The organism is Xanthomonas hydrangeae, from assembly GCF_032697525.1.
Taxonomy (GTDB): Bacteria; Pseudomonadota; Gammaproteobacteria; order Xanthomonadales; family Xanthomonadaceae; genus Xanthomonas; species Xanthomonas hydrangeae.
Genome location: NZ_CP103836.1, coordinates 1,252,355 through 1,271,736, shown reverse-complemented (window position 1 = coordinate 1,271,736; position 19,382 = coordinate 1,252,355). Strand labels below are relative to the sequence as shown.

Annotated in this window: 14 protein-coding genes and 2 pseudogenes; 6 read left to right on the top strand and 10 right to left on the bottom strand. The window is 65.3% G+C overall.

The genetic code is table 11. From position 1 onward, the window contains the following. Positions 1-6: 6 nt before the first annotated feature. From accC to NYR97_RS05085, 5 genes and pseudogenes are all read right to left on the bottom strand, one after another. Complete coding sequence (gene accC / locus NYR97_RS05105; RefSeq protein ID WP_006451537.1) at positions 7-1,374, bottom strand: acetyl-CoA carboxylase biotin carboxylase subunit; 1,368 nt, start codon at positions 1,372-1,374, stop codon at positions 7-9. Between the two features lie 42 nt (positions 1,375-1,416). Further along, positions 1,417-1,746 carry a four helix bundle protein gene (locus NYR97_RS05100; protein WP_316696958.1) on the bottom strand — a complete coding sequence of 110 codons (330 nt, stop codon included), beginning with the start codon at positions 1,744-1,746 and terminating at the stop codon, positions 1,417-1,419. Positions 1,747-1,822: 76 nt separating this feature from the next. Continuing rightward, on the bottom strand, positions 1,823-2,308 hold the full coding sequence (gene accB, locus NYR97_RS05095; protein ID WP_205393555.1) for an acetyl-CoA carboxylase biotin carboxyl carrier protein: 486 nt from the start codon (positions 2,306-2,308) through the stop codon (positions 1,823-1,825). Positions 2,309-2,411: 103 nt separating this feature from the next. After that, complete coding sequence (aroQ, locus tag NYR97_RS05090; protein ID WP_104592407.1) at positions 2,412-2,858, bottom strand: type II 3-dehydroquinate dehydratase; 447 nt, start codon at positions 2,856-2,858, stop codon at positions 2,412-2,414. A 264-nt stretch (positions 2,859-3,122) separates the two neighbouring features. Next, positions 3,123-3,948, bottom strand: a pseudogene (locus NYR97_RS05085) (IS30 family transposase); the annotation flags it as partial. A gap of 214 nt (positions 3,949-4,162) precedes the next feature. Between NYR97_RS05085 and NYR97_RS05080 the strand changes: the two are divergent. After that, positions 4,163-5,074, top strand: coding sequence for a CPBP family intramembrane glutamic endopeptidase (locus NYR97_RS05080; RefSeq protein ID WP_316696957.1), 912 nt, complete (start codon positions 4,163-4,165; stop codon positions 5,072-5,074). A 906-nt stretch (positions 5,075-5,980) separates the two neighbouring features. On the opposite strand, the gene NYR97_RS05075 is transcribed toward NYR97_RS05080, so the two are convergent. Further along, on the bottom strand, positions 5,981-6,808 hold the full coding sequence (locus NYR97_RS05075; protein ID WP_316696956.1) for a helix-turn-helix transcriptional regulator: 828 nt from the start codon (positions 6,806-6,808) through the stop codon (positions 5,981-5,983). A 102-nt stretch (positions 6,809-6,910) separates the two neighbouring features. On the opposite strand from NYR97_RS05075, the pseudogene NYR97_RS22395 reads away from it, so the two are divergent. Beyond that, positions 6,911-7,192, top strand: a pseudogene (locus tag NYR97_RS22395) (NAD-dependent epimerase/dehydratase family protein); the annotation flags it as partial. Between the two features lie 217 nt (positions 7,193-7,409). Beyond that, on the top strand, positions 7,410-7,799 hold the full coding sequence (locus tag NYR97_RS05065) for a Rossmann-fold NAD(P)-binding domain-containing protein (RefSeq protein WP_316696954.1): 390 nt from the start codon (positions 7,410-7,412) through the stop codon (positions 7,797-7,799). A 233-nt stretch (positions 7,800-8,032) separates the two neighbouring features. On the opposite strand, the gene NYR97_RS05060 is transcribed toward NYR97_RS05065, so the two are convergent. The 3 genes from NYR97_RS05060 to NYR97_RS05050 all read right to left on the bottom strand — a co-directional run bounded on the left by NYR97_RS05060 (position 8,033) and on the right by NYR97_RS05050 (position 12,861). Next, positions 8,033-10,375, bottom strand: a complete 2,343-nt coding sequence (locus tag NYR97_RS05060) for a protein-disulfide reductase DsbD family protein (RefSeq protein ID WP_316696952.1) — start codon at positions 10,373-10,375, stop codon at positions 8,033-8,035. Positions 10,376-10,380: 5 nt separating this feature from the next. Then, complete coding sequence (gene cutA / locus NYR97_RS05055; protein ID WP_043909625.1) at positions 10,381-10,713, bottom strand: divalent-cation tolerance protein CutA; 333 nt, start codon at positions 10,711-10,713, stop codon at positions 10,381-10,383. Positions 10,714-11,067: 354 nt separating this feature from the next. Continuing rightward, positions 11,068-12,861, bottom strand: a complete 1,794-nt coding sequence (locus NYR97_RS05050; RefSeq protein WP_316696951.1) for an endonuclease — start codon at positions 12,859-12,861, stop codon at positions 11,068-11,070. A 406-nt stretch (positions 12,862-13,267) separates the two neighbouring features. Between NYR97_RS05050 and NYR97_RS05045 the strand changes: the two genes are divergently transcribed. The 3 genes from NYR97_RS05045 (at position 13,268) to yghX (ending at position 16,728) form a co-directional block, all read left to right on the top strand. After that, entirely contained in the window at positions 13,268-13,555 is a 288-nt protein-coding gene (locus NYR97_RS05045; protein ID WP_003483210.1) for a co-chaperone GroES, read from the top strand. Between the two features lie 147 nt (positions 13,556-13,702). Continuing rightward, the gene (groL, locus tag NYR97_RS05040) at positions 13,703-15,346 is read left to right on the top strand and encodes a chaperonin GroEL (protein WP_040940520.1); all 1,644 of its coding nucleotides are present in this window, start codon (positions 13,703-13,705) and stop codon (positions 15,344-15,346) included. 494 nt (positions 15,347-15,840) lie between these two features. Further along, the gene (yghX, locus tag NYR97_RS05035; RefSeq protein ID WP_205393573.1) at positions 15,841-16,728 is read left to right on the top strand and encodes a YghX family hydrolase; all 888 of its coding nucleotides are present in this window, start codon (positions 15,841-15,843) and stop codon (positions 16,726-16,728) included. Between the two features lie 156 nt (positions 16,729-16,884). On the opposite strand, the gene xopX is transcribed toward yghX, so the two are convergent. Further along, positions 16,885-18,999, bottom strand: a complete 2,115-nt coding sequence (xopX, locus tag NYR97_RS05030) for a XopX family type III secretion system effector (protein ID WP_316696950.1) — start codon at positions 18,997-18,999, stop codon at positions 16,885-16,887. Positions 19,000-19,382 lie beyond the last annotated feature (383 nt).

Sequence of the window (19,382 nt, the reverse complement as noted above, 5' to 3'; positions counted from 1 at the left end):
CCGCAATCAAACCAGCGCGATCGACTTGTTCTTGCGCTCGGCCAGGCGCTTTTCCAGATAGTGGATGTTCTGCCCACCGGCCTGGAAGCCCTTGTCGCGCATGATGCGCTGCTGCAGCGGGATGTTGGTCTTGATGCCGTCCACCACCATCTCGCTCAGCGCCACGCGCATGCGCGCGATCGCGGTTTCGCGATCCGGGCCGTGCACGATCAGCTTGCCGATCATCGAGTCGTAATTGGGCGGCACCTTGTAGCCGGCGTAGATGTGCGTATCCACACGCACACCCGGGCCACCGGGCGGATGGAACGCGGTGATCAGGCCCGGGTTGGGCATGAAGGTTTCCGGGTCCTCGGCATTGATGCGGCATTCGATCGCATGCCCGCGCAGCACGATGTCGCTCTGCTTGATGGTGAGCTTCTGCCCGGCGGCAATGCGTAATTGCTCGCAGACCAGATCGATGCCGGTGATGCGCTCGGTGACCGGATGCTCCACCTGGATGCGGGTGTTCATTTCGATGAAGTAAAAACGCCCGTCTTCGAACAGGAATTCGAAGGTGCCGGCGCCGCGATAGCCGATGCGGATGCAGGCATCCACGCAGACCTTGCCGATCTCGTTGCGCAGTTCTTCGGTGATGCCCGGTGCCGGCGCTTCTTCCACCACTTTCTGGTGGCGGCGCTGCATCGAGCAATCGCGCTCGCCCAGATGGATCGCACCGCCCTGGCCATCGGCAAGCACCTGGATTTCCACGTGACGCGGATTTTCCAGGAACTTCTCCATGTAGACCTGATCGTTGCTGAAAGCGGCCTTGGCTTCGGACTTGGTGGTTTCGATGGCAGCCTTCAGCGCGGCCTCCGAATGCACCACGCGCATGCCGCGCCCGCCGCCGCCGCCGGCGGCCTTGATGATCACCGGGTAGCCGATTTCACGCGCCACCTTGGTGTTGGCCACGATGTCATCGCCCAGCGGGCCGCCCGAACCGGGCACGCACGGCACACCGGCGGCCTTCATCGCGCGGATCGCTTCCACCTTGTCGCCCATCAGGCGGATGGTGTCGGCCCTGGGGCCGATGAAGATGAAGCCGGATTCTTCCACGCGCTCGGCAAAGTCGGCGTTCTCCGACAGGAAGCCGTAGCCGGGATGGATGGCCTGCGCATCGGTCACCTCGGCCGCGGCGATCAACGCCGGGATGTTGAGGTAACTGTCGCTGGAGGCGGCCGGGCCGATACACACCGACTCGTCGGCCATGGCCACGTGCTTGAGGTTGCGGTCGACCGTGGAATGCACCGCGACCGTGCGGATGCCGAGCGTGTGGCACGCGCGCAGGATGCGCAGCGCGATTTCACCTCGGTTGGCGATGACGATTTTATCGAGCATGGGAATAGGGAGTCGAGAATGGGGAATGGGTAGAAGCGGGCATCATGGTGCGGCTCCACGTTTGCGTAAGGCATTCATCAATGCGGTTAGCTTGGCGAAGACCTGGTCGACCTGCTGGCCGAGGATGTCTTCGTCTTCGGTGTTGCTATAACCCAGTCGTACGGCGATCTGGACCTGTGTATCCAGTTCGGAGAGCGAGCCGCGCGCAATTGAGAAAAACCGCGCGTAATCGGGAGTAGAACGTCGCGCCGCACCTTCGGCAATATTCGACGGGACGCTGACGGCCGCGCGGCGCAATTGCGCCGTCAGGCCGTAGCGTTCCTGCTCGGGAAAGACCTCGGTGAACCGATAGATCATTTCCACAAGCGCCATGGAATCGCGCCACGCCTCCAGGCGTTCATGAGGCCGCTTTGCCGATTCCCGATTCTCCACTCCCGATTCCCGTCAATCAGCCGATCACAAACAACGGCTGATCGAATTCCACTGGCTGGCCGGTCTCGCCGAGGATGGCCACGATGGTGCCGGAGATGTCGGCTTCGATCGGGTTGAACATCTTCATCGCCTCGATGATCGCCAGCGTTTCGCCGGCCTTGACCTGCTGGCCGACGGTGACGAAAGCCGGCTTGTCCGGGGCCGGCGAGATGTAGAACGTGCCGACCATCGGCGCGCGCAGCACGTGGCCTTCCGGCAAGGCGGGGCCCTGCTTGGCACCGCCGGTGGAGGCTTCGGTGGGCGACTGCATCGGCATGGCGGCTGCGGCCGGGGCCTGCGCGAGCGGGGCGGGTGCGTACTGCTGCACCGGCGCGCTGACCACGGTCGTGCCCTTGGGCACGCGCGCCAGACGCACGCTTTCTTCGCCTTCCTTGATCTCGATTTCGGCGAGATTGGATTCTTCGAGCAGGTCGATCAGTTTCTTGATTTTGCGGAGATCCATACGGGCCTCATGAGGTGAATCGGTGGGGAGTGCCGGCGGTTGCCGGCGGAATGGGGTCAGAACGTCGGCCTGGACGCGGGCGCCGGCGTCGGCAATGCTGGTGTCATGCGTCGCGCTCCAGCCGCGCGATCACCGCTTCCAGTGCCAGCCGGTAACTGTCGGCGCCGAAGCCGCTGATGACGCCGTCGGCCTTGTCGCTGAGATAGCTGTGGTGGCGGAATGGCTCGCGCGCATGCGGATTGGACAGATGGATTTCCACGAACGGCAAGCCCACGCCCAGCAGCGCATCGCGCAGCGCCACCGAGGTGTGGGTGAAGGCGGCCGGGTTGATCAGGATGTAGGCGGTGCCGTCTTCGCGCGCGGCGTGGATGCGCTCCACCAGCACGTGCTCGGCATTGGACTGCAGGCAGGCCAACGTGTGCCCGGCCGCCTGCGCGCGGTCCACCAGGGCCGCATCGATCTGCGCCAGTGTGGTGCGCCCGTAGACCTCCGGCTCGCGGGTGCCGAGCAGGTTGAGGTTGGGACCATGCAACAGCAGCAGGTGGGCCATGACATCCGGGAGAGCGGAAAGGTCGGAAGTCTGCGCGATGTGGCCGATGCTGTCCAGATAGGCGAAGTTAGCCTTGTTTTAAACGGATGATTGAAATTTCCGGGTCATCTGCCCTGAAGCGAGCACGCGGAGCCTTGTGCGGCTCAGCATAGATGGTGGGAATTCTCCCCATCTATGACGCGCGTTCACCATAGTTAGTGGTGACAGGGCCTCTAGTGACCGCTCCTCGACATTGCTAGGTGGAGGAGCTAGCCCCCCTGGGCTTAGCGCGTCAACGACGGTCTGCGTGTCCTTGCGATCGACCGTCACCAGCATCATGTAGCGCGTGCTGCGCTCGACCAACGTCGCGATCTGGCTGTTCCCGCTGCCGCAGAGCAGGTCGCCTTCCCAGTGTCCGGGAACGGCCCGGTCCTCGACCGACGCCAGACGCTCGCGGATCGACACGGTGTCGCTGATGCGGCCGTGGTCCGCCGTCTTCTGAGTGTGGCGCGACCGGCGGATCGCGCGTGTCCGCCGCAAATGCGCCAGCAGCTCCTTTTTCAGGGCGCCGCGCGACTGGATGAAGAGCGTGCGTTAGATCGTCTCGTGTGAGACCTGGCAGCTCGGATCGTCCGGGTAAGTCCGCTTGAGCCAGCCATCGATCTGTTCGGGCGACCACTGCTGCAGCTTGTCCGCCACCCGTCTCGCCAGCGTGGGATGCAGCGCCAGCTTACGAGCCTTGGGGCGGTGTGCCCGGTCCCAGGCCGCTCGGTCGGCATGGCTCGCCCGGTAGTGGTCGATGCCTCCGTTGCGCCCGATCTCCGGCTGATCGTGGACGGAGCGCGGCCCAGCATCGATGCGATCGAGCGGATCGTATGCCCGGCAACCAGCGCCCGCGATACGTCTTCGCACTCAACCAGGCTAAGCGCCTGCGGGGATCGTCGACGGACCGCCGGCCGGATCCCGCCAGTCTCGGCGAGAACCCCTAGCACGGACGAGTGATGCCGATCGAATAGCCTCGCATCTGGTGCAACGACTCGCCCTGCCGCCAGCGGTCCCACATCAGGGCCTTGTGGCTGTCGGTGTACTGAATCCTTGTCCTTCGCTTCATCCGCAACACTCCTGCTGCTTGGGCAGCTGTCTGTGTTCCATCGAACATATGAAACCGCCACCCAAAGCGGACACCACGGGCGACGACTCAGCGCCATTTCGTCGGCGATCCGGGTGATTCATCGGCGGCTTCTGTGGCTTGGTCGCAAACGGGTAGCCACGCCCCCGCGCGGATGGCAACTTGCAGCGGCGATCACGTCGACCTGGAGCCCCGCATGACCCCCGCTGCCCTGTATTCGCCAGATCCGGCCCGGGGCTGGCTGCCCTGGGCCTGGCTGACGCCAATCCTGATGATCCTGTTCAACGCGGTACCGGTGATCGCGCTGGACGGGTGGATGCAGTCGCAGCATTGGTCGACGCCGCGCGGCGATCCGATCGGCCTCGCTGGCTTGTATGCGCTGCTGTGGATCGGCTTCGCGCCGACGCTGGCGGCCGTGCTCGCCTGGGTACGCTTCGTCGAAGGGCGCTCGCTGGCGAGTATAGGGCTGACCGGTCCGGCGCCGCTGAAAAACTTCCTGCGCGGACTGGCCGTTGGATTCGGCACGATCGCGCTGGTCGTAGTCGCGATCTGGATGGCTGGCGGCATGCAGGCGGCGGGCTTGGGGCAGGCCTGGCGGTCGCCCGTCAGTCTGCTGCACATCGGTCTGCTGCTATTGAGTTTCATGTTCCAGGCGAGCGTGGAGGAAGTCATCTTCCGCGGCTGGATGCTGTCGGTGGTGGCGCGCAAGACCAATGTCGCGGTGGCAGTGCTGCTGGTGTCGCTCGTTTTCTGCTTCCTGCATTTCAGTCCGCACCAGCCGCCCCGGGTCGTGCTCGGCACGTTCCTGTTCTCGCTGTTTGCCTGCGCCTGGGCGCTGCGGACCGGCAATATCTGGGGCGTGATGGGCTGGCACGCGGGGTGGAACTGGTTGCTCGCGACCGGCTTCGAACTGCCCGTCACCGGCATGGATGCGCACTTGCCGGCGCTGCTGGTGGCGCTGCGCCCGCAAGGCCTCGACACCCTGACCGGTGGCGCGCAAGGGCCGGAAGGCAGTTACCTGTGCAGCGTCTTCTACGTCGCCGCGATCGCGTGGATCCAGTGGCGAAAGACGCGCGGAGCTCAGAACTTCTCGCCGACCAGCAGGTAACGCCACTGCCCGGGCGGCGTCGCCCCGTCCGGGCCCTTGCCGATCGGATGCTGGTTCGCGCCGTACCGGCGACGACCAAGCAATGGAGCGTCTGCTAGCGCTCGGTGGGCCGATCGACGCTCCGCTACGGGGCTTCCCGGTATCGACCGACCCGCGGCCGGGCCCTCGCTAATCGAGAAGGCCTTGCGTCTGCGGCGGACGCGCCAGATCGCTCCACTCATCGCGCGCGGCGCCCTCAAGTTTTCGGCGGCGCGCAGGGCGTACGTGCAAGCTCATCCGGAAGCAGCGGGTGCTCGCTTTGCAATTTGCTACTGGTGCGGATTCCGCTCCAGATAGTTAGCGAACTAGAGGCAGCTTAGGTTCGGCCTGCGAGTGCCACTACTCTCCACCCATGACGCAACGTCAGCCGAGGTGGCGAACAGACCCTTTCGACCCGGAATGCTGAAGAGCGCTATTGGTAGCGCACCCCTTCTGCGTGCCTTCATCAGCGCATCTTTGCGCTTAAACCTGAGCACGCGCGACTTCTTCTGAGGTAAGGAGAGGGCCGTAGCGTGTGAGAAGGTCTTGTCGTAGCGGCGAAATAGCGGCCATGGGAGGCGTAGGGCTTGGGTCAGGCAGGCCTACGGTAAGGCGCGCGCCTTGTGTTCGCAAGCGGCTGATATTAAAGAGAAAAAATAATTAATTGTTTCGGCAAATTGGGGCGATTGAAGGTGGTTGGTTCTAATCCACGATCCGGTTTGATTGATTCGATTGGGATGCACACAGGCGCTCTGACTTAGGCGCCCGACGCCTTCAAGACCGTTAGTGGTGCTCCTAGGTTTTGCCGCGCACTGTGTTGGCTGGCAGCAGCGGGCAGGGAGATCAGCGGCGTTGTGCGCGCGGAGCGTCGCTCCTCAGCGCCATCGCTCACCCGCGCGACCCAGCTCCGCCGGTCAACGCGCGGATGCTGCCGGCGTCGGCCTGGTGGACCGGATTGCATACCAGCAGGATCAGATCGGTGCGGCCCTCCACTGCGAAGGAGGAATATTCCATCTCGATCTCGCCAAGGACGGGGTGGCGGACGTGCTTGATGCCATCGCTGGGGTCGTTGACCTCGCCGGCCTCCCACAAGCGGGCGAAATCTTCGCTGCGGCTGCGCAACTCTTCCACCAGCGGGGCGATGGCGGCGTTGGCCCCTGCGCGCGCTGCATCGGCGCGGAACACGGTGACCAGCGATCTGGCCACGCCTTCCCAATCCAGATTCATCACCCGCGATGCAGGGCTCAGGAACATCAGCCGCAACACATTGCGTTCGCCGGGCGGCAACGCTGCATAGTCGGTGAGCACCGCTGCGGCCGCCGCGTTCCAGGCGACCACGTCCCAGCTCACCGTGCGGATGAAGGCCGGGCTGGTTTCCATCGCATCGAGCACGCGTTGCAGCCGCGGGGTGACGCCGGCGGGCGGGTGATAGCGCACGTCGGGCAGGCGCCCCAGCCCGAGCAGGAACAGGTGCTCGCGTTCGGCATCGGTGAGCAACAAGGCCTTGGCGATGCGGTTCAACACGTCTGCCGAGGGCGCGCCGCCGCGGCCCTGTTCCAGCCAGCTGTACCAGGTGGCGCTGATGTTGGCGCTCTGCGCCACTTCTTCCCGGCGCAGGCCGGGCGTGCGCCGCCGGCCGCCGGGATAGCCCAGCGCGGCAGGGTCCAGGCGTTCGCGCCGCTCGCGCAGGTAACTACTGAGAGTGGCGTCGGCCATGGTCCGATCCTGTTATTGGTTATACCGGGATAATCTCACGACTGTAAGGGTATCTCTGGCGTCGATAGCATTGCGATTCCTTCTGAATCGGTAGAGATTTACATGCAAGTGTTCGTCACAGGTGCCACCGGTTGGGTGGGCACAGCGGTGGTCGATGAGTTGCTGCAGTACGGGCATCGCGTGCTCGGTCTGGCGCGGTCGCCCGAAAAAGCGCAGACGTTGAAGGCGAAAGGCGCCGATGTGTTGCACGCAACGCTGGACGATCTGGACAGCCTGCGCACGGCCGCGCGCGCTGCCGATGGCGTGATCCATCTGGCCTTCAATCACGATTTTTCCCGCTATACCGAAAATGCCGCGCAGGATCGCCTGGTGATCGACACGCTGGGCGATGCGTTGCAAGGCAGCGACAAGCCGCTGCTGGTGACCTCCACCTTGTCGGCGTTGCGTGCGTTCGGTCGGGTCGCCAGCGAGGCCGATCTGCCTGCATCGGATCCGTCCTACCCGCGCCGTTCGGAAGAGGCCACACGTCTGCTCGGCGAGCGCGGCGTGCGTGCGGCCACCATTCGCTTGCCGTCCTCGGTTCACGGCGTTGGCGAAACCCATGGCTTTTGTGCCGATGCTGATCGACCTGGCGCGCGAGAAGGGCGTATCGGCCTACATCGGAGAAGGCGCCAATCGCTGGCCGGCGGTGCATGTTGCCGACGCGGCCCGGCTGTATCGGCTGGCGCTGGAAGGTGCGACGCGTCAGGCCGCCTACCATGCCGTTGCCGACAGCGGGGTGCGATTCCGCGAGATCGCCGAAGCGATCGGGCACAAGCTGGGCTTGCCGGTGGAGTCGCGCGATGCCGCGCATTTCGGTTGGTTCGCGGGCTTCGCCAGCGAAGATGTGCCCGCCTCCAGCGAGGCAACGCGGCAGCAGTTGGGGTGGCAGCCGAGCGGTCTGGGATTACTGGCCGATATCGCGCAACCGGCGTATTACGCGGGCCGCTGAGTCGGCACCGCAATCGCTGTGCGGCCGAAGATTGCGCGCGGCCGCGCAGCGATCAGAGCTCACAAAATTGAGCGTGTCCGGATGCGTGGGCATCGAGCGCGCCTGCGTGCCAGACGTGCGTTGGTCTGTGCGCTTGCGCAGCCTCTTATCGACTTGCGCACATCACCTCATGCGGCAGCGCGCACCGGCACTCCACACCAAACGCAGCGCTTACACAGTGCGTGGCGCCGCGCTCACCGCGCTGCGCGCAGCAACGCATCCTCGGTGATCGCATTGGTCAGCACGGTCGGCAATACCGCCGGTGGTGTGCCGGGCCCGTAGACCACGTACAACGGCACACCGACCGCCTGGTGCTGGTCGAGAAAGGCGCTGATCTTGGGGTCGACATTGGTCCAGTCGCCTTTCATGTAGACCGCATCGACCCGGCGCAGCGCATCGCGGAACTCGGCGCTGCTCAGCACGTTCTTTTCGTTGGCCTTGCAGGTCACGCACCAGTCGGCAGTCATGTTGACGAACACCACGCGGTTGTCGGCGCGCAGGCGGTCGAGCAACTGCGGCGAGAACGTCACCACGCCTTCGGCGGCGGTGGCCGCCGGTAGGCTGAGGCGGGTGACCGCAATCACCGGCACGATGGCCAACACCAGCATCACCGCAGCCAGGCCCATGCCGAGGCGATGGCTCTTCCAGCGGCTACGCTCGAAGCAGAACAGGCCCAGCGCAAGCAGGGTGGCGCCGACCAGCATCAGTGCCAGCGCATCCACGCCGCGCTGCTTGCCCAACACCCACAACAACCAGATCGCGGTGAGATACATCGGGAACGCCAACACCTGCTTGAGCGTTTCCATCCACGCACCGGGCGTGGGCAGGCGCCGCGCCAGCGAGGGAATGAAGCCGATCAGCAGGAACGGCAGCGCCAGCCCCAGGCCCAGCGCCAGGAACACCAGCATCGCCAGCAGCGCCGGTGCGGTGAACGCGTACGCCAGGGCGGTGCCCATGAACGGGGCGATGCAGGGGCTTGCCACCACGCAGGCCAGCACGCCGGTGAAGAAATCACCGAGTGGGCCATTGCGCGAGGCCAGCGACTGGCCGATACCGCCCAGATTGCTGCCCAGCGTAAACACGCCCGACAGGCTCAGGCCCACCGCAAACATCAGATACGCCAGCGCGGCGACAAACCACGGCTGCTGCAGCTGGAAGCCCCAGCCGGCCGCTTGCCCGGCCGCACGCAGGCCGATCACCAGCCCGCCGATCGCCGCAAACGACACCAGCACGCCCAGCGAGTACCAGATGGCATGGCTGCGCGCATGGCTGCGGCTCTCGCCGCTGTGCGCCAGCCCCAGCACCTTCAGCGACAGGATCGGCAGCACGCATGGCATCAGGTTCAAGATCAACCCGCCGAGCAGGGCCAGCACCAGCATGGCCAGCAGGCCTTTTTCGGTATGCGGCGGCTGGGTGCGCTGCGGGTTGCCGGCCGAGGCGTCGGCAGCCGGGGCTGCACTGGTGTCGGGCCTTGCGGCAGGCGCCGGTTCGCTGGGCGTCTGCCCGGCGGCCAGCGGCGAAATCATCAGCGGCGCGGTCTGCGCCTGGTTTTGCGGCGACACCGTGCCGGGCGGCAACTCCAGCGCGACGCGGCGGGTCATCGGCGGGTAGCAGATGCCGTCGGTCTGGCAGCCCTGGAAGGTCGCTACCAGAGTCACCTTTGCCGGATCTGCGTGGTCGCGCAGCAGCGGCAGGGTGACTTCGGCCTGGTCGAAATACACCACCACATCGCCGAAATGCTCGTCGCGGTGCGCCTTGCCCTGCGGCCAGCGCGGCAGCCCGGTCCGCACGCCACCGGCGCCTTCCAGTGCCAGCGAGGTGCGGTCGCGGTAGATGTAATAGCCGGGCGCCGGGGTGAAGCGCAGCAACAGGCTGTTGCCGTCGCCGACGATGGCTTCGAAGGTGAAGGCCTGCTCGGCCGGCAGCGGCAGTGCGTCCACGCCGGCTGCCTGGCCGGGGCTGCCGAACAGGCGCGGGGCGGCGGCCGGGGCGCGCGGCACCAGCGACCCCAGGTTTTCGCGCTGTGCGGCAGGCGCAGCGGCGGCGGGCGAGGCCAATGCCGCCGAGGCCTCGGGCAGGCTCACGCGCAGTTCGCGACGCTGCGGCGGGTAGCACACGCCGGCATCGGCGCAGCCCTGGTACTGCACCTGCAACACGGCGGTCTGCAGCGCAGGCTCGGCCTTGCCGGCCAGCTTGGCCTGCAGCTGCTTGCGGTAGGTCTGCACCTGGCCGAAGAACTCGTCGTGCTTGCTCTGCCCTTCCGGCAGTGCCAGTTCGCCGGCGGCAAAGCCTTGCCCGGCTTTGACGCTGATGCGGTGGCGATACAGGTAATAGCCCGGCGCGATCTTCCAGCTCAGGGCGATGCTGTCGCGGCTATCGGCCGTGGCGCTCAGCGTGAATGCCTGATCCACCGGCAGCAGGTCGGCCTCGGTGACGGCGGCCTGCGCGGGCAATGGCGCCAGCAGCGCCAGCGGTGCTGCGAACAACGGTACGGCCAGCAATGCGCAGCGGGCGATCCAGCGGGACAGAGACTTCATGGACGTCAGGATTCCTTGCGGGTTTCGGCCCGGACCCAATCGAGATATGCCGGCAGCCCGGCGCTGGCTTGGACCGCGACCGCCTCCGGCAGTTCATACGGATGCAGTGCCTGCAGCCGCGCAATGGCGTCAGGCAGGCGGTCTTCCCAGGTCTTGATCAAAAGCTGCACTTCCTGACTGCGCTCGATCGCCCCATTCCAGCGGTACAGCGACTGCACGCCGGGCACCTGGGTGACGCAGGCGGCCAGGCGCTCGTTGAGCAGCGCGTGCGCAATGCGATCGGCGCTGTCGGCATCCGGGCAGGTACTGAACAACACATGGAGGGAAGAGGCGCTCACGTAGCTGCGCAGTGTAATCCTCCGCTTACGCGGGATCGACCGCACGTGCCGGAACGCGGCGGTGACTTCGCGCAATACAGCTTTCGGCAATCGATGCGGGCAGCGTCTTGGCAGTTGGGCGCTGATGACCGGCAAGGTTCGGTGCGATGACCGGCTGCGCAGGAGCGCCACCGCTGCGGTGGTCCGGGGCGCGAATGGAACGTCGGCCAGGATAATGTCACTGGGCCGACATTCGAGCCGCATCCGAAGCCGATTGGCCGGTAAACCACATGCTCCGGCCCGACGCACTGGGCACCGGGCCAGGATGGATCAATATGCCTCGGCCCGACGCCTCAAGCGCCGGGCCGGGCTGGATCAATTGGCCAGCTGGCAGCTGGCCGGCTTGGCCGAGGTGAACAGGCTCGCCGTCGCCCATTCGGGGTGATCCACGAACGGATTGCGGTTGCCCTGGAAGCTGAAGACCACCTGGTTGCGCGCACGTTCGGCATCGTCCGGCGGGTCGGCCTGGTGCCAGGCCAGCAGCGTGGACAACAGCCCCATGTAGGCCGGGGAGGCGGAGGTCTGCACGATCTTGCTGCGGTCGTCGGTGAGCTCCAGGTCCGGCTCGGACTGCCCGGTGGCCGCATCAAGGCCGCCTTCATAGCGGATCGCCATGTACATCACCGCACGCGCCATGTCGCCCTTGCGCTTGCCCCACACCTCGAAGGTGCCGCCGTTGCCGTCGGGGGTGCGCACCCAGTTGGAATTGCCCGGATAGCGCCCGCTGCCGCCGCCACTGCCGTCGTTGACCTCGGTGACCCGCTCGCCGCAGCTGCTGGTGCAGGCCGCATAGGGCTTGTTGCCGCGGTCGGCGTTGAAGGCGGTGTCGGTCAGGTACAGCATGTGGGTATCGGTGTAGGGCGCATACGGCAAGCCTTTGTCGCCGCTGGCACTGCCAAAACCCAGCGAATTGGGCCAGGTGTGCTCGCGGTTGTAGGTCAGCCCGCTGCCGGTGCCGGCACGGTCGCTGCCCTTGGCGTAGCTACGGTTGCGGTAGGCGTCCAGGATCCGGCCGCTGTTGTTGGGATCCTCGTCGGCCATTTCCAGGATGGTCCAGGTGCTGGTGCCCGAGCCGCTGTACGGATAGACCGTGTGGCCCTTGATCACGGTGTGCAGCGAGCAGCGCAACTGGCTGGCATTGGCGGTGTTGACCCGCGAGTAGTAACCGGTGCCGCCGCCGCTGGCGGTGGCCACGGTGAAGGCGATGGCCTGGTTGGCGGCCGGGCTCAGCCCGCTGGCATCGCGGATGGCGCTGGCGGTGATCGCCAGGGTGCAGCGCTCGCCACCGACCAAGGCGGTGTTGGTGGACAGGCTGAAGCGGGTGCCGCTGGTCGGGTAGCTCAGCGCCACCGTGCCGGAGCTGGCGCAGCTCAGTGCGAAGGCGCCGCTGCTCAGCGTCACCGCCTCGCTGAAGCCCACGCTCAGGTCGCCGGCGGCGGGAAAGCCGGTCGCGCCCTGGGTCGGGGTGGTGCTGGTGATCGTCGGTGCCGCGCCGGTCTCGCCGCCACCGCCGCTGCCGTTGAAGCTCTGGCCGCGGTTGCACGCGCCAAAGGTCTGCGCCGACGAGCCGGCCCAGCTGAAGTTGGCCGCGCTGCTGCCGGTGCCGGTCAGTTGCAGCGAACTGCCGACCGCGCTGCTGTTGCTCTCGCTGACCGGCAGGTTCTGGCTGGTGATGCCGGCGGCGGGCCCGCCGCTGGCGGTGATGGCGCCTTCGTAACTGAGGAACTGCACCAGCTGCCCGTTGGGGTCGACCAGCGCCACACCGTCGTTGGGCCCGTTCTGCACGCCGTTGCTGGCGTAGCTGACCGTGGCCACGCGCACCTGGCTGCCGCAGCTGACCAGGCTGCCAGCCGGCACCGCCGTGTTGGCGTAGACCGTGGCCGCACCCGGCGTGCTGCCGTTGTACAGATAGATGCGGTAGCCGCTCAGCGATTCGCCGGCGGTGGCCACCACTTCCACGGCTTCGCCGCTGTCGCCGGAGGCGCCCGCGTCGTCGTAATGCAGTTCGTTGATGAACACCGCGGCGTGGGCGGTGGGGACGGCCAGTGCGAACGCACAGGCCAGGGGAAGAATGCAGCTCAGGGACACAGCACGGGACGGCAACCTCATCGACAGCTCCTTGTGATCGGGGAATGCGTTGCCGACTGTAAGACGTGCGCATGACAATCGGTGGAACCTGGTTCCATTTTTAGTGCGGCTGACCCGGCGACTACTTTTGCTGCCCAGTGCGCCAAGCGCAGCAGCCATTGCGCAGTCCGGTTGAACCCGCTCTGCCCGCAGCGACCGGGCGAACCGCTCGCCAGCTCTGGTCAGCTGCCCTGACGCCTTCGGACTGGACTGCCCGGCGAAAAAATTTTTGCCCCCAGCCCTTGAAAGCTGGCCACACAGCACAATCTCTGGCCCGCACCCGCTCTGTCGGGTTTTTTCCGCGCGCTGTGCTGGCAGTCGTCACATACGAGTGCTAACATCGCCGATAATTTCCAGGCCAATCAATCACTTAAGAGGGTCTTTCTCTATGAGCATCAAGCCGCTTCACGACCGCGTTGTAGTCAAGCCGATCGAAGCCGACGAAGTTTCCGCCGGCGGCATCGTGATCCCGGACTCCGCCAAGGAAAAGTCCACCAAGGGTGAAGTCGTCGCCATCGGCGCCGGCAAGCCCCTGGACAACGGCAGCCTGCGCGCGCCGGTGGTCAAGGTCGGCGACAAGGTCATCTACGGCCAGTACGCCGGCAGCAGCTACAAGTCCGAAGGCGTCGAGTACAAGGTGCTGCGCGAAGACGACATCCTGGCGGTCATCGGCTGATCAGGCGCCATGCGCCGGGAATCGGGAGTGGGGAATCGGGAATAGGCAAAGCGGCTAGCGCCCTTCGCCATCCCACCCAGGCCCGATTCACGCTGTTGATCTACCGATTCCCCATTCCCTATTCCCCATTTCCGGAGTTACATACAAATGGCTGCTAAAGACATTCGTTTCGGTGAAGACGCACGTACCCGCATGGTCCGTGGCGTCAACGTTCTCGCCAATGCCGTCAAGGCCACCCTGGGCCCGAAGGGCCGCAACGTCGTGCTCGAAAAGAGCTTCGGCGCGCCGACCATCACCAAGGACGGCGTCTCCGTCGCCAAGGAAATCGAACTGGCTGACAAGTTCGAGAACATGGGCGCGCAGATGGTCAAGGAAGTCGCTTCCAAGACCAACGACAATGCCGGCGACGGCACCACCACCGCCACCGTGCTGGCCCAGGCCCTGATCCGCGAAGGCGCCAAGGCCGTGGCCGCCGGCATGAACCCGATGGACCTCAAGCGCGGTATCGACCAGGCCGTCAAGGCTGCCGTCATCGAGCTGAAGAACATCTCCAAGCCCACCACCGACGACAAGGCGATCGCCCAGGTCGGCACCATCTCGGCCAACTCGGACGAATCGATCGGCAACATCATTGCCGAAGCGATGCAGAAGGTCGGCAAGGAAGGCGTGATCACCGTTGAAGAAGGCTCGGGCCTGGAAAACGAGCTGGACGTGGTCGAGGGCATGCAGTTTGATCGCGGCTACCTGTCCCCGTACTTCATCAACAACCAGCAGAGCCAGTCGGCCGATCTGGACGACCCGTTCATCCTGCTGCACGACAAGAAGATCTCCAACGTGCGCGACCTGCTGCCCGTGCTGGAAGGCGTGGCCAAGGCCGGCAAGCCGCTGCTGATCGTGGCTGAAGAAGTCGAAGGCGAAGCGCTGGCGACCCTGGTGGTCAACACCATCCGTGGCATCGTCAAGGTCGTGGCCGTCAAGGCACCGGGCTTCGGCGACCGTCGCAAGGCGATGCTGGAAGACATGGCCGTGCTGACCGGCGGCACCGTGATCTCCGAGGAAGTGGGTCTGGCGCTTGAGAAGGCGACCATCAAGGACCTGGGCCGTGCGAAGAAGGTGCAGGTCTCCAAGGAGAACACCACCATCATCGACGGCGCCGGCGACTCTGCCACGATCGAAGCCCGCGTTGGCCAGATCAAGACCCAGATCGAGGACACCTCGTCCGATTACGACCGCGAGAAGTTGCAGGAGCGCGTGGCCAAGCTGGCCGGCGGCGTTGCAGTGATCAAGGTCGGCGCGTCGACCGAAATCGAAATGAAGGAAAAGAAGGCCCGCGTCGAAGACGCCCTGCACGCCACCCGTGCAGCCGTCGAAGAAGGCGTGGTCCCGGGCGGCGGTGTGGCCCTGGTGCGTGCGCTGGTGGCCGTCGGTAACCTGACCGGTGCCAACGAAGACCAGACCCACGGCATCCAGATCGCCCTGCGCGCCATGGAAGCCCCGCTGCGCGAAATCGTGGCCAATGCCGGCGAAGAGCCGTCCGTGATCCTGAACAAGGTCAAGGAAGGCACCGGCAACTACGGTTACAACGCGGCCAACGGCGAGTTCGGCGACATGGTCGAGTTCGGCATCCTGGATCCGACCAAGGTCACCCGTTCGGCACTGCAGAACGCAGCCTCGATCGCCGGCCTGATGATCACCACCGAAGCCATGGTGGCCGATGCCCCGAAGAAGGATGAGCCGGCAATGCCCGGCGGCGGTGGCGGCATGGGCGGCATGGGCGGTATGGATTTCTGATCCAGGCCACTTGGCTGTTACAGCAAAAAATGACCCCGCCGAAAGGCGGGGTTTTTTTGTGGGCGGTACGTTGGGGAGCGAGGCCGCGCAGGGCACGGCGACCCGAACGAATCGCTGCCGGTATGAGCGCAATGCGGTCGATGCCGAGATCGCAGTGGTGTCCCAATTGCAGTCAACGGCATGCGCTTGCGGATGGCCGGATATGCATTGCCGAACCACTCTGCCGCGCTATGTACTTCTGCATGCATGTCGATGATTTCTGTGTGTGAGGCGTGCCAGGCGGTGTCTATCGCGCTGTGGAAGTGCGTCGTCTCTATAGCGCTTGGCACATGGGCACCATCCCGCGTCTGTTGATCCTTGTGCTGCGTCTTGTACTGCCGCGGATGCCCCGGCATGCTCGGCTGGATGCGGTGTTGTGTCGTAGGCGATGCCGCTCTCTGCGCTGCGTGTGGTTGCACCCGCGTCGCAGTCCAGCCATCCCCAGGAGAACGCCGATGCGCCGTTTGACCGCACAGGATTTCCACCCCGATCTGCTCGCGCTGTACGACGGCTACGTGCACGGCAAACTCAGTCGGCGCGATTTTCTCGATCGTGCCGCCGCGTTCGCGGTGGCCGGGTTGAGTGCGGCGGCGATCCTGGAATCGCTGAGCCCCGACTACGCGCTCGCCACGCAAGTGGAGTTCACCGACCCGGACATCGTGGCCGAGTACATCACCTATCCCTCGCCCAATGGCCATGGCCAGGTGCGCGGTTATCTGGTGCGGCCGGCCAAGGTCACCGGCGCGGTGGCGGGCGTGGTGGTGGCGCACGAAAACCGCGGTTTGAATCCGTATATCGAAGACGTAGCGCGGCGCGTGGCCAAAGCCGGCTTTGTCGCGCTGGCACCGGATGGCCTGAGTTCGGTGGGCGGGTATCCCGGCAACGACGAAAAGGGCCGCGCGCTACAGGCGCAGGTCGACCCGACCAAGCTGATGAACGACTTCTTCGCCGCAGTGGAATTTTTGATGAGCCGCGAGCGCAGCACCGGCAAGGTCGGCATCACCGGCTTCTGCTATGGCGGCGGCGTGGCCAATGCGGCAGCGGTGGCGTATCCCGAGCTGGCGGCGGCGGTGCCGTTCTATGGCCGTCAGCCTACCGAGGCCGAGGTCGCCCGCATCCGTGCGCCGCTGCTGCTGCATTACGCCGCGGAAGACGAACGCGTCAATGCCGGCTGGCCGGCGTACGAGGCCGCGCTCAAGGCGCAGCACAAGGTCTATCAGGCCTACGTGTATCCGGACACCAACCACGGCTTCCACAACGACTCGACGCCGCGTTACGACAAGGCAGCGGCGACGCTGGCGTGGGATCGCACCATCGAGTGGTTCCGGCGGTATCTGGTGTGAGTGGGCCGGTGCGGTAGTCGGGGTAATCGCGCGTGGCAAAGCCCTCGCGTTGGCTGTTGCATCACACAAGAGACCCCGCTGAAAGGCGGAGCCTCCTGTGTGCGCCCCCCTGTTGCGCAGGTGGGTGCTAGCAGCCCATTGCCGTTGCTTGCAATGTCAGGGCGAACGCGCTGTAGGTGCTGTTGCGCTATCGCTGCGTGGGTGCGGTTGCGCAATCGCTTCCGGTTCCGGGGAGGCGGTCTGCACCGCGACTCCGGCGGCCTCGTCCATCTCGGCGACTTCGGAGATTTCGGTGATCGTCACGCTGCTGCCGGGCCTGGTCTGAGCAGCAGCGCCCGCGTCCTCGATCACTTGCAGCGCGATATCTCCGACCATCTCCTGGTACTGCTGCGCATGTTCCGACTGCAGACTTGCCACATAATTCGCCGTGTCTTGTACGGTCTGGATCAGCTCTTCGGGCGAGGACGGCATGCGGGTTGCGAGCGGGGTGCCATCGGGCCCCTCGAACACCCGCATGACCTGACGCCCGCCCCAGTTCATCGCCAGTTCCGCGCCACGCGCCATTGGGCCAGGCATCGTCATCGACATCAGCGACATGATCGCGCCAGCGTAGTAGGGCGATGCCGGCGATGCTTCTATCAAGCTCTTGTCTGCGAACGTCTTGGACAGCTTCTCCACACCCAGCGCCAGCGCCATGACCATGCTGCCGGAGCACATGGCCTTGAAGCGCTCCATCGTGTCCTGGCGGGTCGCGTGCTTGTTCAACGCCGACTGCATCATCACGGTCGTCACCACGGCCGTGTCGGCCAGCAGGTCCACCGTGCCGATCCGATCCGGCTGGATCAGGTAGACGGTCAGCCCGGTCACGCCGGCACCCAGCAATGCCAATGCCAACTTGGAAGAGAAATCCTGGTTGCTCAGTTGGCGCGGGATGGTGGCTGGCTGGTCCTGGTCGACTTGCAGCGCAGTGCTCAGGCGCTTGCTGCATTGATCGAGCGTCTCCAGCAGATGCGTGCATTGAGCATTGAGCGTGCGGGTGAGTTCGTGCCCTGTGCTGGGTTCGGTGAAGTCTCGGCGCGCTTGTTGAAAAGCGTCGCGGCCATGCTCCAGAGCGGCGCAGATCTCGTTGAGTTGGGTGCGCAGTTGCTGGCTGATCTGTCCGGGCGTCAGGCGCGCGCGCAACCGCTGAGCCTGCGCCTGAAGGCCGGCACGGTCCGCGATACTCGCGCCCAGGTGGGAGACACCGTGCTGCATTCGATTGCCAATTTTGTTGATGCTGTTCCAGAGGAAAGGCATCAGCACCATCGCTGTGCAGGCCGTCGATGCCGCTGCGGAAAATCCCAGGTTGTTTTCCACTGCCTCTGCCTGATGCCGCATGGCCGGGTTGCCGAATTTCTTTGGCAGCTCGGTGGTGAGAAACATGCCGTTGAGCAGGATGGCGTAGAAATGCATTTCGTTGGCTTCGCGCCCCAGCTGCCCGCCCATCAGCGGGAACGGAAGCCCGTCGGCGGTGGGGCGCAGCGCCGATGCCGATAGACTCATCACGCCCTTGGTTGCTGCGGCAATGGAATAGGCGAAGGTCTTGGCCTGGTTGGCGAGCAGCGGACTGGGCACCACCAGGGGCCAGAGATTGACCAGATTGGCCAGCGACTTCAGCGCCCGCCCGGGCGCAGGTGTTCCGTGTTCCAGCGGTTGCAGCGCGTCTTCCACGGCTTTGATGTCGCCGAGCAATTGCTGACGGAAGCGTGCTTCCAGACCGGTTGCCGTTTCGATGGCGCCGCGCAGCTGCGTGATCTGCTGGCGGCACGCGGCTAGGCTGTGGGGCGCGACCTGTTCCGGATCGGTGTGGCGCACCATCTGCAGAAATGCCGGATCGTCCGCATGGATCTGCAGCATGGTGCGCAGATCTGTCAGCGACCAGAAATCGACCGCAGCCTTGGACACTGCAGCGGATGCATGCTGGACGCCGCCTGCTAGCGCGGAGCGCGCGCGCGCGCTAAGCGTTTTGGCAGTGGATGGAGCAGTCGTGCGTGCCGAGTGAGACGCCTGCGGTGCGGGCGAAGATGGCTCCACGGGCAAAGTCGGCGTGGAACTGGCAGACGACGTGCCTGACCGGCCGACCGGGGCAAGTGCCGCTAGCGCCGGGTTGACCGGGGAGTGTGTCGGCGATGCGGCAGGTTGCAGTTCCACGGTACCTTCATCGCGCTCGCGTGCGTTCTGCAACTCGTCCGGCGAGGACTGGCCTGCCGACTGCGCTTTCCTGATCTGCATCGGATATCTCCGTTCGATGGGGGGACACCAATCGCGGTGTTCGGTGTTCTTTCATGATCCGCGCGCGAGCACCCGGCTCAACCGGATGTGCGAAGTAGCGCGCTGCCACCGGAAGTGCCCGACCAAGCGGTGACAACGGTAGGAAGCGACGCTCCAAGGCATCGATTCCGTTGCTGCCAGTTGCGCATGGATGGGCACGCCGTGATCCGATCAGACGTCTGCAGCACGGCATCGAATAGGTTGTTTCGAGGCGGCTATCACATATTCATGTCAGGGTGTTGACACCGATGTCATAGCAGCCCTAGCGTCGCTGGGCAGGCGCTTGCGCCGAACGGTCGGGGGGCCATCGGACAGGGGGCGGCGATGCGGTGCATCGCTCGCAG

Bases quoted from the DNA above. Each gene is read 5' to 3' on its own strand.
- NYR97_RS05100 (WP_316696958.1), bottom strand. From the start codon at position 1,746: ATGGCGCTTGTGGAAATGATCTATCGGTTCACCGAGGTCTTTCCCGAG.
- NYR97_RS05045 (WP_003483210.1), top strand. From the start codon at position 13,268: ATGAGCATCAAGCCGCTTCACGACCGCGTTGTAGTCAAGCCGATCGAA.
- accB (WP_205393555.1), bottom strand. From the start codon at position 2,308: ATGGATCTCCGCAAAATCAAGAAACTGATCGACCTGCTCGAAGAATCC.
- NYR97_RS05060 (WP_316696952.1), bottom strand. From the start codon at position 10,375: ATGAAGTCTCTGTCCCGCTGGATCGCCCGCTGCGCATTGCTGGCCGTA.
- xopX (WP_316696950.1), bottom strand. From the start codon at position 18,999: ATGCAGATCAGGAAAGCGCAGTCGGCAGGCCAGTCCTCGCCGGACGAG.
- accC (WP_006451537.1), bottom strand. From the start codon at position 1,374: ATGCTCGATAAAATCGTCATCGCCAACCGAGGTGAAATCGCGCTGCGC.
- aroQ (WP_104592407.1), bottom strand. From the start codon at position 2,858: ATGGCCCACCTGCTGCTGTTGCATGGTCCCAACCTCAACCTGCTCGGC.
- yghX (WP_205393573.1), top strand. From the start codon at position 15,841: ATGCGCCGTTTGACCGCACAGGATTTCCACCCCGATCTGCTCGCGCTG.
- groL (WP_040940520.1), top strand. From the start codon at position 13,703: ATGGCTGCTAAAGACATTCGTTTCGGTGAAGACGCACGTACCCGCATG.
- NYR97_RS05080 (WP_316696957.1), top strand. From the start codon at position 4,163: ATGACCCCCGCTGCCCTGTATTCGCCAGATCCGGCCCGGGGCTGGCTG.
- NYR97_RS05075 (WP_316696956.1), bottom strand. From the start codon at position 6,808: ATGGCCGACGCCACTCTCAGTAGTTACCTGCGCGAGCGGCGCGAACGC.
- NYR97_RS05065 (WP_316696954.1), top strand. From the start codon at position 7,410: ATGGCTTTTGTGCCGATGCTGATCGACCTGGCGCGCGAGAAGGGCGTA.
- NYR97_RS05050 (WP_316696951.1), bottom strand. From the start codon at position 12,861: ATGAGGTTGCCGTCCCGTGCTGTGTCCCTGAGCTGCATTCTTCCCCTG.